15 protein-coding genes are annotated in these 14,278 nt (G+C 69.9%); 9 read left to right on the top strand and 6 right to left on the bottom strand.

Features of this window, described 5'->3' with window-relative positions; translation table 11 throughout:
- Positions 1–75: 75 nt before the first annotated feature.
- Both ftsY and JSY13_RS05530 read left to right on the top strand, forming a co-directional pair.
- Positions 76–951: a signal recognition particle-docking protein FtsY gene (gene ftsY / locus JSY13_RS05525; protein ID WP_259608013.1), complete on the top strand. Its 876-nt coding sequence runs from the start codon at positions 76–78 to the stop codon at positions 949–951.
- 38 nt (positions 952–989) lie between these two features.
- On the top strand, positions 990–1,490 hold the full coding sequence (locus tag JSY13_RS05530; RefSeq protein WP_259608014.1) for a DUF2004 domain-containing protein: 501 nt from the start codon (positions 990–992) through the stop codon (positions 1,488–1,490).
- A 142-nt stretch (positions 1,491–1,632) separates the two neighbouring features.
- Here JSY13_RS05530 and lipA read toward each other — a convergent pair whose 3' ends face one another.
- Both lipA and lipB read right to left on the bottom strand, forming a co-directional pair.
- Entirely contained in the window at positions 1,633–2,622 is a 990-nt protein-coding gene (gene lipA, locus JSY13_RS05535; protein ID WP_259608015.1) for a lipoyl synthase, read from the bottom strand.
- Positions 2,619–3,260 (bottom strand): lipoyl(octanoyl) transferase LipB, encoded by a 642-nt coding sequence (lipB, locus tag JSY13_RS05540; RefSeq protein WP_259608016.1) that lies wholly within the window; start codon positions 3,258–3,260, stop codon positions 2,619–2,621. Before lipB ends, lipA begins: the two co-directional genes overlap by 4 nt.
- Positions 3,261–3,379: 119 nt before the next feature.
- Between lipB and JSY13_RS05545 the strand changes: the two genes are divergently transcribed.
- The gene (locus JSY13_RS05545) at positions 3,380–3,964 is read left to right on the top strand and encodes a TetR/AcrR family transcriptional regulator (RefSeq protein ID WP_259608017.1); all 585 of its coding nucleotides are present in this window, start codon (positions 3,380–3,382) and stop codon (positions 3,962–3,964) included.
- Positions 3,965–4,015: 51 nt separating this feature from the next.
- On the top strand, positions 4,016–5,584 hold the full coding sequence (gene ffh / locus JSY13_RS05550; RefSeq protein ID WP_259608018.1) for a signal recognition particle protein: 1,569 nt from the start codon (positions 4,016–4,018) through the stop codon (positions 5,582–5,584).
- Between the two features lie 106 nt (positions 5,585–5,690).
- Here ffh and glpK read toward each other — a convergent pair whose 3' ends face one another.
- The 3 genes from glpK to JSY13_RS05565 all read right to left on the bottom strand — a co-directional run bounded on the left by glpK (position 5,691) and on the right by JSY13_RS05565 (position 9,789).
- On the bottom strand, positions 5,691–7,205 hold the full coding sequence (gene glpK / locus JSY13_RS05555) for a glycerol kinase GlpK (RefSeq protein WP_259608019.1): 1,515 nt from the start codon (positions 7,203–7,205) through the stop codon (positions 5,691–5,693).
- 33 nt (positions 7,206–7,238) lie between these two features.
- Positions 7,239–7,991, bottom strand: coding sequence for an MIP/aquaporin family protein (locus tag JSY13_RS05560; RefSeq protein ID WP_259608020.1), 753 nt, complete (start codon positions 7,989–7,991; stop codon positions 7,239–7,241).
- A gap of 88 nt (positions 7,992–8,079) precedes the next feature.
- Entirely contained in the window at positions 8,080–9,789 is a 1,710-nt protein-coding gene (locus JSY13_RS05565) for a glycerol-3-phosphate dehydrogenase/oxidase (RefSeq protein ID WP_259608132.1), read from the bottom strand.
- A 99-nt stretch (positions 9,790–9,888) separates the two neighbouring features.
- On the opposite strand from JSY13_RS05565, the gene JSY13_RS05570 reads away from it, so the two are divergent.
- Entirely contained in the window at positions 9,889–10,869 is a 981-nt protein-coding gene (locus JSY13_RS05570) for a sugar-binding transcriptional regulator (protein ID WP_259608021.1), read from the top strand.
- A 51-nt stretch (positions 10,870–10,920) separates the two neighbouring features.
- On the opposite strand, the gene JSY13_RS05575 is transcribed toward JSY13_RS05570, so the two are convergent.
- Positions 10,921–12,123 carry a glutamate--cysteine ligase gene (locus tag JSY13_RS05575; RefSeq protein ID WP_432806440.1) on the bottom strand — a complete coding sequence of 401 codons (1,203 nt, stop codon included), beginning with the start codon at positions 12,121–12,123 and terminating at the stop codon, positions 10,921–10,923.
- 169 nt (positions 12,124–12,292) lie between these two features.
- Here JSY13_RS05575 and rpsP point away from each other — a divergent pair, with 169 nt between their 5' ends.
- The 4 genes from rpsP to trmD are packed head-to-tail and all read left to right on the top strand — an operon-like array spanning position 12,293 to position 14,278.
- Positions 12,293–12,721, top strand: coding sequence for a 30S ribosomal protein S16 (rpsP, locus tag JSY13_RS05580; protein WP_259608023.1), 429 nt, complete (start codon positions 12,293–12,295; stop codon positions 12,719–12,721).
- Positions 12,722–12,727: 6 nt separating this feature from the next.
- Positions 12,728–12,958 (top strand): RNA-binding protein, encoded by a 231-nt coding sequence (locus JSY13_RS05585; RefSeq protein ID WP_071644715.1) that lies wholly within the window; start codon positions 12,728–12,730, stop codon positions 12,956–12,958.
- 1 nt (position 12,959) lies between these two features.
- A complete protein-coding gene (rimM, locus tag JSY13_RS05590; RefSeq protein ID WP_259608024.1) occupies positions 12,960–13,559 on the top strand; it encodes a ribosome maturation factor RimM in 600 nt (199 codons plus the stop codon).
- 17 nt (positions 13,560–13,576) lie between these two features.
- Entirely contained in the window at positions 13,577–14,278 is a 702-nt protein-coding gene (trmD, locus tag JSY13_RS05595) for a tRNA (guanosine(37)-N1)-methyltransferase TrmD (RefSeq protein ID WP_259608025.1), read from the top strand.

Below are 14,278 nucleotides of genomic sequence, written 5' to 3' on the forward strand. Positions count from 1 at the left end.
CGACAGGCTCAGGCGCCGCGCTCCAGCCAGACGAAACGTCCATGCCCGCGTGCGAACGCACCCTAGGCTGGAGTCATGGCGGAGAAGTCCTGGTCCCTCGGCCGCGCGTTGCGCGGCATGTTCGTCAAGCCCACGATCGACGAGACTACGTGGGAGGACCTCGAGACCGCGCTGATCACGGCCGACTTCGGGCCTGACATCACCGAGCAGCTCCTGGACGAGCTGCGCGAGAAGGTCGACCGGTACCGCACCACCGACCCGCGCGACCTGCAGCGGATGCTGCGCGAGACGCTCGAGGAGCGGTTCGCCAGGTTCGACACCACGCTGAAGCTCTCCGAGCGGCCGGCGGTCGTGCTCGTCGTCGGCGTGAACGGCGTCGGGAAGACCACCACGATCGGCAAGTTCACGAAGTTCCTGCGCGGCTACCAGCGCAGCGTCGTTGTCGGCGGGGCCGACACCTTCCGCGCCGCCGCCGTCGACCAGCTGGCCACCTGGGCCCAGCGCGCCGGTGCGGCGATGGTCCGACCGCAGCACGAGGGGCAGGACCCGGCCTCCGTGGCGTATCAGACCGTCGAGTACGCCAAGCAGCACGGCATCGAGATCGCGATCATCGACACCGCCGGCCGCCTGCACACGAAGGGCGGGCTGATGGACGAGCTGTCCAAGGTGCGCCGTGTCATCGAGAAGCAGGCGCCGATCAGCGAGGTGCTGCTCGTGCTGGACGCCACCACGGGCCAGAACGGGGTGCTCCAGGCGGAGGCGTTCCTGCAGCACGCCGGCGTCACCGGACTCGTGATCACAAAGCTCGACGGGTCCGCGAAGGGCGGCTTCGTGCTGGCCGTGCAGGAGCGCACCGGCATCCCCGTGAAGCTGCTCGGACAGGGCGAGGGCATCGACGACCTCACCGGATTCACGCCGCACGTGTTCGTCCAGTCGCTGGTCGGCGCGTAGGGCTACCGTCCCGGGCATGCGGCTGGTTTCATAGCGATATGGCGATCGAGCACGACTACTTCGGAGTCCTCTCCTCCGGTCCGGACGGGTCGATCTTCTGGACCGAGCGGGTCGAGTTCGGCGATCAGTCGGTCACCGTCGACCTGACCGCGCCGGACCAGGAGGACGTGTCGCCGGAGGCGCTCGATGTCGCCGCCGCGCTCATCGCTGGTCTCGAGCACGTGGACGCCGTCGCCCGCCGCAGCATGCTCTCCGAGGTCGACGAACGCACCAGCGAGGTGACCGAGTACATCCTCCAGCAGCAGGAGGCCTACGGCGAGGAGCTCACCGCGGTGCTCGTGGACGTCAGCGGGGATGCCGCGGTCGACATCATCCGCTCGCTGCGCCTGATGAGCATGACGATCCTCGCCGACGAGCACGGGGGTTCGGAGCCGTTCGCGGTGCTCGAGTACGCCCTCGACGCGGATGCCACCGACGACGTCCTTCTGGTGAACCTCGGCTCCGACGGCTCGGTCCAGTCCGTGATGAGCGCCGACTGAGGTCGAGCGGACGCTGAGCGTGTCGAAGCGTCGCCCGACCCTTCGACACGCTCAGGGTCCGGCCCCCGGTCGTGGAGCGAGGACCGCCGCCCCCCGGTCGTCGAGCGAGCACCGCCGCAGGCGGAGCGAGACGAAACGCCTCTCAGACCGCCTGCGCGAACCCCTGCTCCACGCCTTCCGCGATGTGCGCGAGGTGCGGCGGGATCTCCCGGCCCTTGGACAGCATCGACTGCGCCCACAGCCGCCCCGCCCGGTAGGACGAGCGCACCAGGGGCCCGGCGAGCACGCCGAGGAACCCGATCCGCTCGGCCTCCTCCTTGAACTCGACGAACTCGGCCGGCTTCACCCAGCGCGCCACCGGCAGGTGCCGCGGCGAGGGCCGCAGGTACTGGGTGATCGTGATGATGTCGCATCCGGCCTCGTGGAGGTCGTGCAGCGCCTGCACGACCTCCTCCGGCTCCTCGCCCATGCCGAGGATGAGATTCGACTTCGTGATCAGCCCCGCCTCGTGGCCCTGGGTGATCACGTTGAGCGAGCGCTCGTACTTGAACGCCGGGCGGATGCGCTTGAAGATCCGCGGCACCGTCTCGACGTTGTGGGCGAACACCTCGGGCCGGGCGTCGAAGATCTGGCCGAGGAACGCCGGGTCCGCGTTGTGCTCGTTCGCGAGCAGCTCGACGCCGGTGTTCGGGTTGAGTTCGTGGATCTTGCGGACGGTCTCCGCGTTCAGCCAGGCGCCGGTGTCGGGCAGGTCGTCGCGGGCGACGCTGGTGACCGTCGCGTACCGCAGTCCCATCCGGCGCACGCTCTCAGCGACGCGGCGCGGTTCGTCGGTGTCGTACTCGGCGGGCTTGCCGGTGTCGATCTGGCAGAAGTCGCAGCGGCGCGTGCACTGCGAGCCGCCGATGAGGAAGGTCGCCTCGCGGTCCTCCCAGCACTCGTAGATGTTCGGGCAGCCGGCCTCCTGGCACACCGTGTGCAGGTCCTCGTCCTTCACCAGGGTGTGCAGCGCCTTGTACTCCGGGCCCATCTTCGCCTTGGTGCGGATCCACTCCGGCTTCCGCTCGATCGGCGTCTGCGCGTTCCGCACCTCGAGGCGCAGGAGCTTGCGTCCCTCCGGAGCGGCGCTCATGCGGCCACCTCCGTCGCGTACTCGGCGGTGAAGGCGGCGGAGACCGCGTCGACCAGGTCGGCGGGGGAGACCGCGCGTCCGCTCACCTCGCTGACGGTGGTGACACCGGCATCCGTGATCCCGCACGGGATGATGCCGCGGAACGCGGCGAGCGAGTTGTCGCAGTTCACCGCGAAACCGTGCATGGTGACGCCCTGCTGCACGCGCACGCCGATCGCGGCGACCTTGTCCTCGGACAACGGCCGGCGCACCCAGACGCCGCTACGGCCCTCGACCTGGTAGCCGTCCACGCCGAACGGGCGGAGCACCTCGATCAGCAGCCGCTCCAGGCGCCGCACGTGCGCGACGACGTCCATGGGCTCCGGCAGGCGCACGATCGGGTAGCCGACGAGCTGTCCCGGCCCGTGCCACGTGATCTTGCCTCCGCGGTCGACGTCGACCACGGGCGTCCCGTCCTTCGGGCGCTCGTGCGGCTCGGTGCGCTTGCCGGCGGTGTACACCGCCTCGTGCTCCAGGAGCAGCAGCGTGTCGGGACGGCTTCCCTCCACGACCTCGCGGTGGATGCGGCGCTGCAGATCCCATCCGTCGAGGTAGGGGACGAAATCGGGAGCGAGGCCTGCGATCTGGATGTCGATCATGACCGTCCTTCGAGTTGTTGGATGCAGTCCAAGAAAAGACCGGTCACCACCTTACGCCTGTTCGGATCGCGGTGCGACGCGGCACGCGCGCGGTACGGGCCCGGGGTAAGGTGACGCCTATGGAATCGGTGTCCCGGGCCGGTAGGCCGCGCGCATCCTCTCGCGAGACGCTCGCCGAGGCCGCATGCGAGCTGTTCCTGGAGCAGGGCTATGACGCCACCGCCATCGTGGACATCACCCGCCGGGCCGGAGTCAGCCGCTCGAGCTTCTTCAACTACTTCGCCTCGAAGAGCGACGTGCTGTGGTCGGGCCTGGACGCCCGGATCGACCAGGTGCTCGTCGCGCTGGCATCCCTGGGCACGGAGGCCACCGGGGAGCGCGTGGCCGATGCCCTGCGGTACATCGTCGAGGACTTCGCACCGGACCCGCTCGCGCTCGCGTTCCGGAACGCCGGGGCGATGGGGCTGGAGGAGGAGCTGCTGCGCGACACGGGACTGCGTCAGGCGCGGATCGCCGGTGCCGTGGCCGCCGCCGCCCGGAGCGCCGGCATCGGCATCATCCCCGCGGACATCCTCGGGGCCGCCTACGCCGCCGCCGTGCTCTCCTCGCTGCGCGTGTGGGCGGAGCAGGGGGCCGGCCAGGCGTCGCTCGAGGCGCAGTTCGACGAGGCGCTGCGCAGCATCCACCAGTTGCCCTGGGAGTAGGTCGGATGCCGGAGAGGGGGGAGGCGCCGCTCGCGTAGAATCGGAGGCACCATGGCTACCTTTGGCACGCTCTCCGACCGGCTCACCGAGACCTTCCGTAACCTGCGCACGAAGGGAAAGCTGAGCCCCGCCGACGTCGACGGCACCGTCCGCGAGATCCGGCGTGCCCTGCTCGATGCCGACGTCGCCCTCACGGTGGTCAAGGACTTCACGGCCAAGGTGCGCGAGCGCGCCCTGGGCGACGAGGTGAACAAGGCCCTGAACCCGGCCCAGCAGGTCGTGCAGATCGTGAATGAGGAGCTCATCGCGATCCTCGGCGGCGAGCAGCGCCGGCTCGAGTTCGCGAAGACCCCGCCGACGGTGATCATGCTCGCCGGACTCCAGGGCTCCGGCAAGACGACGTTCGCCGGCAAGCTCGCCAAGCAGCTCGAGTCGGAGGGCCACACCCCGCTGCTCGTCGCTGCCGACCTGCAGCGCCCGAACGCGGTCACCCAGCTGCAGGTCGTCGCCGAGCGCGCCGGCGCCGCCGTGTACGCCCCCGAGCCCGGCAACGGCGTCGGAGACCCGATCCGCGTCGCACGGGACGGCGTGGAGCACGCACGCCGCCACCTGCACGACGTGGTCATCATCGACACCGCCGGCCGCCTCGGCGTCGACGCCGAGCTGATGAAGCAGGCATCCGACATCCGCAAGGCGACCAACCCCGACGAGGTGCTGTTCGTCATCGACGCGATGATCGGTCAGGACGCGGTCAACACGGCCAAGGCCTTCCAGGAGGGCGTGGACTTCACCGGCGTCGTCCTGTCCAAGCTCGACGGCGACGCCCGCGGCGGCGCGGCGCTCTCGGTGGCATCGGTCACCGGGCGCCCGATCATCTTCGCGTCGACGGGGGAGAACCTCGACGACCTCGAGCCGTTCCACCCCGACCGGATGGCGAGCCGCATCCTCGACCTCGGTGACATCCTCACGCTCATCGAGCAGGCGCAGCAGGCCTTCGACGAGGAGGAGGCGCGCAAGGTCGCCGAGAAGCTCGCGAACGAGGCCTTCACGCTGGAGGACTTCCTCGACCAGCTTCAGCAGATGAAGAAGATGGGCTCGATGAAGAAGATGCTCGGGATGCTCCCGGGCATGGGCCAGATGAAGCAGCAGCTGGAGGACTTCGACGAGCGCGAGATCGACCGTACCGAGGCGATCATCCGTTCCATGACGCCCGCCGAGCGCCGTAACCCGAAGATCCTCAACGGCTCGCGCCGTCTGCGCATCGCACGAGGCTCGGGCATGACCGTGACCGACGTCAACCAGCTCGTGCAGCGCTTCGAGCAGGCGGCGAAGATGATGAAGACCGTCGCCCGCGGCGGCATGCCGAACATCCCCGGCATGGGCCCGATGCCCGGCATGGGCCGCCCGGGCGCGTCCGCGAAGCGCGGCGGCAAGAAGGGCAAGGCCAAGAGCGGCTCCCGCTCCGGCAACCCGGCCAAGCGCGCCGCGGAGAACGCCGGCCTCGCCGCTGCACCGGCGAACCCGACCGGCTCCGGATTCGGCCTGGGGGGAGGTGCGGCCGCGGGCGGCCCTACCGAGGCCGACCTCGCCGAGATCCAGAAGCTCTTCGGCAAGCGCTGAGCTGCTGTGCCACTGACGTCGAAGGGCGGGCCCGGAGCATCCGGACCCGCCCTTCGTGGATCAGCCGTCGTGCGTGATCAGCGAGGATCAGCCACCCCGGCGCCGATCACTTCACGTCGTCGTCGACCCAGTCCATCGACTTCGTCACGGCCTTGCGCCACAGCCGCAGCTGACGGTCGCGCTCGGCCTCGTCCATGCTCGGCTCCCAGCGCTTGTCCTCCTGCCAGTTGGCAGACAGGTCGTCCAGGCCGTTCCAGAAGCCGATCGCGAGTCCCGCTGCGTAGGCCGCACCCAGCGCGGTCGTCTCGGCGACCTTCGGCCGCACCACCGGCACGCCGAGGACGTCCGCCTGGAACTGCATCAGCGCGTCGTTCGCGACCATGCCGCCGTCGACCTTCAGCTCGGTGAGGTCCACCCCGGCATCCGCGTTCACCGCGTCGAGCACGTCGCGGGTCTGGAAGGCGACGGCCTCCAGGGCGGCGCGGGCGATGTGGTTCTTGTTCGCGTAGCGGGTCAGACCCACGATCGCGCCGCGGGCATCCGGCCGCCAGTACGGCGCGAACAGCCCCGAGAAGGCCGGGACGATGTACACGCCGCCGTTGTCCTCCACCTGCCGGGCGAGCTCCTCCACCTCCGGGGCGGAGGAGATGATGCCCAGCTGGTCGCGCAGCCACTGGATGAGCGACCCGGTCACCGCGATCGACCCCTCCAGGGCGTAGTGCGTCGGACCGTCGCCGAGCTTGTACCCGACGGTGGTCAGCAGCCCGTTCTTCGAATGGACGATCTTCTCGCCCGTGTTGAAGATCAGGAAGCATCCGGTGCCGTAGGTGTTCTTGCTCTCACCGGTCTTGAACGCCGCCTGGCCGAAGGTCGCCGCCTGCTGGTCGCCGAGGATTCCGGAGATCGGCGTCTCGCGCAGGAGCGACGAGCTCTCGGCGGCACCGTACACCTCCGAGGAGGAGCGGATCTCCGGCATCATCGACCGCGGCACCCCGAAGGCCTCCAGGATGTCATCGCGCCACTCCAGCGTCTCGAGGTCCATGAACATCGTGCGCGAGGCGTTCGTCACGTCGGTCGCGTGCACGCCGCCCTCGATGCCGCCGGTGAGGTTCCACAGCACCCAGCTGTCGGTGGTGCCGAACAGCAGGTCGCCGGCCTCCGCCTTGGCGCGGGCGCCGTCGACGTTCTCCAGGATCCAGGCGATCTTCGTGCCCGAGAAGTACGTGGCCAGCGGCAGGCCGACGACGGGCTTGAACCGCTCCACGCCGCCGTCCGCCGCGAGGCGGTCGACGATCTCCTGCGTGCGGGTGTCCTGCCACACGATCGCGTTGTACACCGGCTTGCCGGTGGTCTTGTCCCACACCACCGCGGTCTCGCGCTGATTGGTGATGCCGACGGCCGCGATGTCATGGCGGGTGAGGTCGGCCCGGCTGAGGGCCAGGCCGATCACCTCCTGCACGTTGCGCCAGATCTCCAGCGGGTCGTGCTCGACCCACCCCGCCTTCGGCAGGATCTGCTCGTGCTCCTTCTGACCGGTGGCGACGATGTCGCCCTTGCGGTCGAAGATGATCGCGCGGCTCGAGGTCGTGCCCTGGTCGATGGCGATGACGTAATCTGCCATGTCTTTCTCCTTTGAAATGGGTGATGCGGCGGATCAGGCGAGGGAGAGCAGCGCCGGTGCGGCGAGGGCCGCGAGCGCGCCGCCGACGAGGGGGCCCACGACCGGCACCCACGAGTAGGCCCAGTCGCTGGAGCCCTTGCCCTTGATCGGCAGGATGGCGTGGGCGATCCGCGGACCGAGGTCACGCGCCGGGTTGATCGCGTAGCCGGTGGGTCCACCGAGCGAGGCGCCGATGCCGACCACCAGCAGGGCGACCGGCAGTGCCGTGAGCGGGCCGAGCGCACCGGGAGTGCCGATCTCCACGTCACCGTAGTCCGCGAACGCGAAGATCACGAAGACGAGGACGAACGTGCCGATGATCTCGGTGACGAGGTTGTCGCCGTACGAGCGGATGGCCGGTCCCGTGGAAAACACGCCGAGCTTGTTGGCCGGGTCCTCCTCGATGTCGAAGTGCTGACGGTACGCCAGCCACACCACGACCGCGCCGAGGATCGCGCCGACCATCTCAGCGGCGACCGCGACGAGGAACATCACGAACGAGATCTTGCCGGCGATGAGCAGGCCGATCGCGACCGCCGGGTTCAGCAGCGCACCCGAGTACGACGAGACGAGGACACCGGCGAAGACCGCCAGACCCCATCCCCAGTTGACCATGAAGAAGCCGCCGCCGTAGCCCTTGTTCCTGGCCAGCGCGACGTTCGCGACGACGCCGCAGCCGAGGAGGACGAGCATCGCCGTGCCGACGAGTTCGGACAGGAAGTACAGTCCGAGATTGACATCTGCCATGTCTTCATTGACCTTTCCGTGCACCCGCGGTCGTCGTGCGAGCGGGCGCGACTTGTGATGGATCCGCCGCCAGGGCGGTCTGCATCGCTCAGGGGCGTGCAGGCTCGGTGATCGACAGCCCGTGGGCGTCGTTCAGAATCTCTCGTGTCCGCGCGATCTCGGCGTCGCGCCGTGCGGCGTCCCAGCCCAGCAGCGGTGCGAGCGCGTCCGCGATCTCCCGGAGCACCGCGGCGTCGGCATCCCCGACGAACGCGATGCTGGTGCGTCGCAGCAGGATGTCGGCCAGGCGTACGACCAGTTCGTTCTCGACCATCCACTCCAGCTCGCGCGTGGACAGCGCGCCGCCCGCGAGCAGACGGTCCTCGCCGGCGCGGATGTGCGCCCACACCTCGGCCGCGCGCGTCCCGTAGCGGGCGAGCAGCTGGTCGCCGCGGTCGCCGGCACCGGGAAGATGGGTCTCCTTCCACGACTGCCGAGCACGGACCGTACGCGGGAACCCGCGCCCGCCGCCGATCGGCAGAGCTGCCGTGGAGACCCGCCGGGAACGTCCGAGCAGGCCGAGCACGCGGTCCGAGAGCGACTCGCCGAGCGCGCGGAACGTGGTCCACTTGCCGCCGACCAGGCTGAGCACCGGCGTCTCGCCGGAGTCGTCGACCTCGACGCGGTAGTCGCGGGAGACGAAGCCCGGCGCGGTGTCCTCGTGGCGGGGCAGGGGACGGATGCCGGAGAAGCGGAACACGATGTCGTCGCGGGACACCTGGATGCGCGGGAAGACGTGGTGGATGAGGTCGAAGAAGTAGTCGACCTCCTCCTCGGTGCAGCGCGCCGGAACCCGCGGGTCGGCGTCGATGTCGGTGGTGCCGACCAGCACCCGGCCCTTGAGCGGATAGATGAGCACGATCCGGCCGTCGTCGTGCTCGAAGAAGATCTCCCGGCCCTTCGTGGCCGCCAGCAGATCGGGGTGGTCGAGGACGATGTGCGATCCCTTGGTGCCGCCCATGAAGTGCGTCTCGGTGCCGAGCGCCTCGTTGGTGAGGTCGGTCCACGGGCCGGAGGTGTTCACGACCACGTCCGCGGCCATGGTGAACTCCTCGCCGCTCTCCCGGTCGAGCAGAACGACCTTCCCGTCCCGGCGGCCGACGGCCTCGACGTAGTTGACCGCGTACGCCCCCGCGTGCGCGCTGCGGCCGTCCTGCAGCACGTCGAGGGCGAGGCGCTCGGGGTCATGCATCGAGGCGTCGTAGTAGGTCGCGGTGTACTTGATGTCGGGATCCAGCTGCGGCAGCTCCTGCAGCGAGCGCCGACGGCCGAGGAAGCGGTGCCGAGGCACCGCGCCGCCATCGCGCGAGAAGGTGTCGTAGATCGTCAGGCCGACCTTGATCAGGAACGCCCCGCGCTCTTTCGGCTTGCCGCTGCGGTGCGTGAGGAAGCGCAGGGGAGCGGAGAGGATGCCGGAGAAGGTCGAGTAGATCGGGATCGTGGTCTGCAGCGGCTTCACGAAGTGCGGGGCGATCCGCAGCAGGCCGTTGCGCTCCTGCACGGACTCGCGGACGAGGCGGAACTCGCCGTTCTCCAGATACCGGATGCCGCCGTGGATCATGTGGCTGGATGCCGCCGACGCGCCCGAGGCGAAGTCGGAGCGCTCCACGAGCACCACGTCCACGCCCTGCAGGGCGAGATCCCGGAACAGCGAGATGCCGTTGATGCCCCCGCCGATCACCAGGACGGTGGTGCGGCCCGCATCGCGGACTGCGGTCAGCTCGGCATCGCGGCGGGCTGTGCGGGTGGTCTCAGTCATCATGGGACTCCGTTCCTGCTGGCACCATGATCGACCTCTTCGCGCTGATGGACAAGTCCACTGCACATATGTGCAAAGCTGAGCGTTGGAGGTGCGGGGATGGCTGTCACGGAAGCCCGGGGACGGGACACGAAGGTGCGCGCGGCGCTCACCGCCGCCAAGCTCTACTACCTGCAGGACATGACCATGGAGGCGATCGCCCGCGAGCTCGGCACCTCCCGCTCCTCGGTGTCCCGGCTGCTGGGCTACGCGCGCGACACCGGGCTGGTCGACATCCGGGTGAACTCGCCGTTCGAACGCGCGGGCATGCTCGAACAGCGCATCCGGGACCGGTTCCGCGTCGCGGCGCACGTGGTGCCCATGCCCGGAGTGATCAACGAGGTGGAGCGCATGGAGCGCGTGGCCCTCACCGCCGGGCGCCTCCTGTCGCAGTTCATCGACTCGAACATGGTGGTCGGCATCGCCTGGGGATCGACGATCAGCATGGTGAGCCGCTCCCTGGTGCAGAAGGACACCCACAACACGACGTTCGTGCAGCTCAACGGCGCAGGGAACACGCAGACCAGCGGCCTGGAGTACTCCAGCGACATCCTGCAGCGCTTCGGCCGCGCCTTCGGCGCGCAGGTCGAGCAGTTCCCGGTGCCGGCCTTCTTCGACGACCCGGCGACCCGCGAGGCGATGTGGCGCGAGCGCAGCACCCGCCGGGTGCTGGCTTATCAGGCCAAGATGGACGTCGCCGTGTTCAGCCTCGGCTCACCCGCCGCCGAGGTGCCCAGCCGCGTCTACGTCGGCGGATACCTAAGCGAGGAGGACTACCGCAACCTCCGGGAGGACGGCGCCATCGGCGATGTCGCGACGGTGTTCTTCCGCGCGGACGGCAGCTGGCGCGACATCCGGCTGAACGCCCGGGCCACCGGGCCAGGGCTGGACCGGTTGCGCCGCGTGCCGCGCCGGGTGTGCATCGTGTCCGGGGTGGCGAAGCTGGACAGCCTGCGCGCGGCCATCGCCGCCGGCGTCGTCACGGACGTGGTGCTGGACGAGACCCTCGCCCGCGGCCTCGCCGAGCAGGGCGAACGCTGACGCCCGCGACGCCGACCCGAGGGCTGCGGCGCCGAGGCCCGGTCGCCGAGGCTACGGCGCCGCCGAGGGCGAGGGTGCCACCGAGGTCTCCGGGCCCTGACGGAACTCCCGGATCAGGTGATGCACGACCGCGTGCAGATCTCCGTCGGCGCCGTCGGCCGCGGCCAGCTGCCGCTCGTAGCTGGCGCCCACCTGAAGCGTGGTGAGCACGCCGTCCAGCTCCGCCGCGCACCCCAGGTCACGGGCGACCGGGCGGAGATCCTCGACGACGGCCGCCAGGTGCTCGCGCACGGGGACCTGCGACCCCGCGGCATCCACGATCACGCGGGCGTCCAGGCCGTAGCGAGCCGCGCGCCACTTGTTCTCGCGGTGGAACCACGGCGGCATGGTCGCGAGAGTGCGCCCCTCGTCCAGCTCGCGGGAGAAGTGCTCCACGAGCGACTGCACGAGCGCCGCCACCGAGGCCAGCTCGCTGAGCGTGGACATGCCGTCGCACGCGCGCACCTCGACGGTGCCCCACCGCGGCGCGGGGCGGATGTCCCAGCGCACCTCCGAGGCGTCCTGCATCACCCCCGTGCGGACCATGTCGTCCAAGTACGACTCGAACTCCGCCCACGTGTGCAGCGACCACGGCAGCCCGGCGGTGGGCAGCTGCTGGAAGACGAGGGCGCGGTTGGACGCGTACCCGGTCCGCTCACCGGCCCAGTACGGGCTGGAGGCGGCGAGGGCCTGCAGATGGGGCAGGAAGTTGGAGAGCGCCGCGATGATCGGCAGCACCTTGTCGCGGTCGTCGACGCCGACGTGCACGTGGATGCCCCAGATCATCATGTTCCGGCCCCACCACTGGGTCCGCTCGATCAGCTTGTGATAGCGGGTCTTGTCGGTGACCCGCTGGTTGTACCACTGCGCGAAGGGGTGGCTGCCGGCGGATAGCAGCTCGATCCCGGCCGGGTCGGTCGCGGCGCGGACGGTCGCGATCGCCGCGGCGATGTCGTCGAGCGCCTCGGCGACGGTGCCGCCGACGCCGCTGGTGACCTCGATCGTGTTGGTCAGCAGCTCGCCGGTGACGGTGTGGCGCTCGGCGGCGCTCTGCTCCTCGAGCGCGCCGAGCAGCTCAGGAGCTCTTCCCACCAGATCCCCGGTCTTCGGGTCGGCGAGCATGATCTCCCACTCCACGCCGACGGTGGAGCGGGCGGACGGCGCGAATTCCAGCGGCACGCGCTCAGTCTGGCACGGCCCCCCCGGCCGGTGCATCCGCGCGCGTCATGGTTCGCGTCACACGGAGCGATCTGGCAGAATGGAGGGTCGGACGGCCTGCTCGACCCTCTATCCAGCATCCGTCCACCCTCAGAGCTTCCGCCGGGTGTGCACCCCACGCTCCAGGCGACCAGTTCGTCTTCCTTCCACACCACTCAGGAGAATCGTGGCTGTCAAGATCCGTCTCAAGCGCATGGGCAAGATCCGCGCACCCTACTACCGCATCGTCGTCGCCGACTCGCGCACCAAGCGCGACGGTCGCGTGATCGAGGAGATCGGCAAGTACCACCCGACCGAGGAGCCCTCGTTCATCGAGGTCGACTCCGAGCGCGCCCAGTACTGGCTGTCCGTCGGCGCGCAGCCGACCGAGCAGGTCACCGCGTTGCTGAAGATCACCGGCGACTGGGGCAAGTTCAAGGGCGACAAGGACGCCAAGTCCACCCTGAAGACCGCAGAGCCGAAGCCGGCCTTCGAGATCGACTCCGCCAAGAAGTCGGTCATCAAGCCCAAGGCCGAGAAGAAGGCCGAGGCTCCGGCCGAGCCGGCTGAGGCGCCTGCCGAGGACGCCGCCGAGGCCGCGGCCGACGCCGAGTAAGCCGTCGTGCTCGCCGCCGCGCTCGAACACGTCGTCAAGGGGATCGTCGATCACCCGGACGACGTCCGCATCACCGCATCCGCATCGCCGCGAGGCGACCTGCTCGAGGTGCACGTGCACCCGGATGACCGTGGTCGCGTGATCGGGCGCGGCGGCCGCACAGCGAAGGCGCTGCGGACGCTCATCTCCGCACTGGCCGACGGGCGTCGCGTGCGCGTCGACGTCGCGGACGACTGACGTGGCGCAGGACAAGGCCCGCAACCAGCTCCGGGTCGGACGCCTCCTCAAGGCGCACGGGCTCAAGGGCGCCCTCAAGCTCGAGCTCTACACCGACAATCCCGAGCGCCGGTTCGTGCCGGGCGCCGAGTTCACCCTGCAGGTGCCCGAGGCGTCGGTCTGGCACGGCAAGACCGTCACTGTCCGCGACTACCGCGTGATGAACGGCAGCTCGGTCGTCTTCCTCGAGGGCGTGGAGGACCGCACCACCGCCGAGTCCCTGGTCCGGGCCATCCTGTGGATGGACGAGGACGACGAGGCCGAGGAGAACGCCTGGTACGACCACCAGCTCGTCGGGCTGGACGTCGTCCGCGACGACCGGGTCGTCGGCCGTGTGCTGCGCGTGGATCACCTGCCCGCCCAGGATCTGCTCATCGTGAAGACGGATGCCGGCGAGGTCATGGTGCCGTTCGTCGAGGCGATCGTGCCCACCGTCGACGTGGCCGCTGGGCGCATCGTCGTCACCCCTCCGCCCGGGCTGTTCGAGGAGCTGCCGGCGGAGACCTCGGACACGGACGCCGCCCCCTCGGCGGCGCGCGACGCGTCCCCGGCATCCGACTGACCCGCGCGGACGCAGCCATGCGGATCGACGTCGTCTCCATCTTCCCGTCCTACTTCGACGGATTGACCCTGTCGCTGCTCGGCAAGGCGCGGGACGCCGGCATCCTCGATCTGCACGTGCACGACCTGCGCGAGTGGACCCACGACCGGCACCGCACTGTCGACGACACCCCGTACGGGGGCGGCGCCGGCATGGTGATGAAGCCTGAGCCGTGGGGCGAGGCGCTCGACGCCCTCACTCCGGCCGAAGGCATGGCAGACCCGCGGCCGACCATCATCTTCCCCTCTCCCGCCGGCGAGCTGTTCACGCAGCGCACGGCCCGGGAACTGGCCACGCGCGAGCACCTCGTCTTCGGCTGCGGGCGCTACGAGGGCATCGACGAGCGGGTGTTCGACTACGCCGCGACCCGCGGCGAGGTCCGGCTGATCAGCCTCGGCGACTACGTGCTCAACGGGGGAGAGGTCGCCGTGATGGCGATGATCGAGGCCATCGGCCGGCTCATCCCCGGCGTGGTGGGCAATCCCGAGAGCCTCGTCGAGGAGTCGCACGAGGACGGCCTGCTGGAGTACCCCTCCTACACGAAGCCGTCCGTGTGGCGCGACCGGCCGGTGCCGGAGGTGCTGCTCAGCGGCAACCACGGCGCGATCGCCGCATGGCGGCGCGAGCAGCAGCTCGAGCGGACCCGCGCCCGCCGCCCCGATCTCCTCGCCGGCGAGTGA

It is taken from the genome of Microbacterium neungamense (assembly GCF_024971095.1).
Lineage (GTDB): Bacteria > Actinomycetota > Actinomycetes > Actinomycetales > Microbacteriaceae > Microbacterium > Microbacterium neungamense.

Excerpts from the sequence above, each read along its gene's own strand:
- ftsY (WP_259608013.1), top strand. The coding sequence starts at position 76 with ATGGCGGAGAAGTCCTGGTCCCTCGGCCGCGCGTTGCGCGGCATGTTC.
- JSY13_RS05530 (WP_259608014.1), top strand. The coding sequence starts at position 990 with ATGGCGATCGAGCACGACTACTTCGGAGTCCTCTCCTCCGGTCCGGAC.
- lipA (WP_259608015.1), bottom strand. The coding sequence starts at position 2,622 with ATGAGCGCCGCTCCGGAGGGACGCAAGCTCCTGCGCCTCGAGGTGCGG.
- lipB (WP_259608016.1), bottom strand. The coding sequence starts at position 3,260 with ATGATCGACATCCAGATCGCAGGCCTCGCTCCCGATTTCGTCCCCTAC.
- JSY13_RS05545 (WP_259608017.1), top strand. The coding sequence starts at position 3,380 with ATGGAATCGGTGTCCCGGGCCGGTAGGCCGCGCGCATCCTCTCGCGAG.
- ffh (WP_259608018.1), top strand. The coding sequence starts at position 4,016 with ATGGCTACCTTTGGCACGCTCTCCGACCGGCTCACCGAGACCTTCCGT.
- glpK (WP_259608019.1), bottom strand. The coding sequence starts at position 7,205 with ATGGCAGATTACGTCATCGCCATCGACCAGGGCACGACCTCGAGCCGC.
- JSY13_RS05560 (WP_259608020.1), bottom strand. The coding sequence starts at position 7,991 with ATGGCAGATGTCAATCTCGGACTGTACTTCCTGTCCGAACTCGTCGGC.
- JSY13_RS05565 (WP_259608132.1), bottom strand. The coding sequence starts at position 9,789 with ATGACTGAGACCACCCGCACAGCCCGCCGCGATGCCGAGCTGACCGCA.
- JSY13_RS05570 (WP_259608021.1), top strand. The coding sequence starts at position 9,889 with ATGGCTGTCACGGAAGCCCGGGGACGGGACACGAAGGTGCGCGCGGCG.
- JSY13_RS05575 (WP_432806440.1), bottom strand. The coding sequence starts at position 12,123 with ATGCACCGGCCGGGGGGGCCGTGCCAGACTGAGCGCGTGCCGCTGGAA.
- trmD (WP_259608025.1), top strand. The coding sequence starts at position 13,577 with ATGCGGATCGACGTCGTCTCCATCTTCCCGTCCTACTTCGACGGATTG.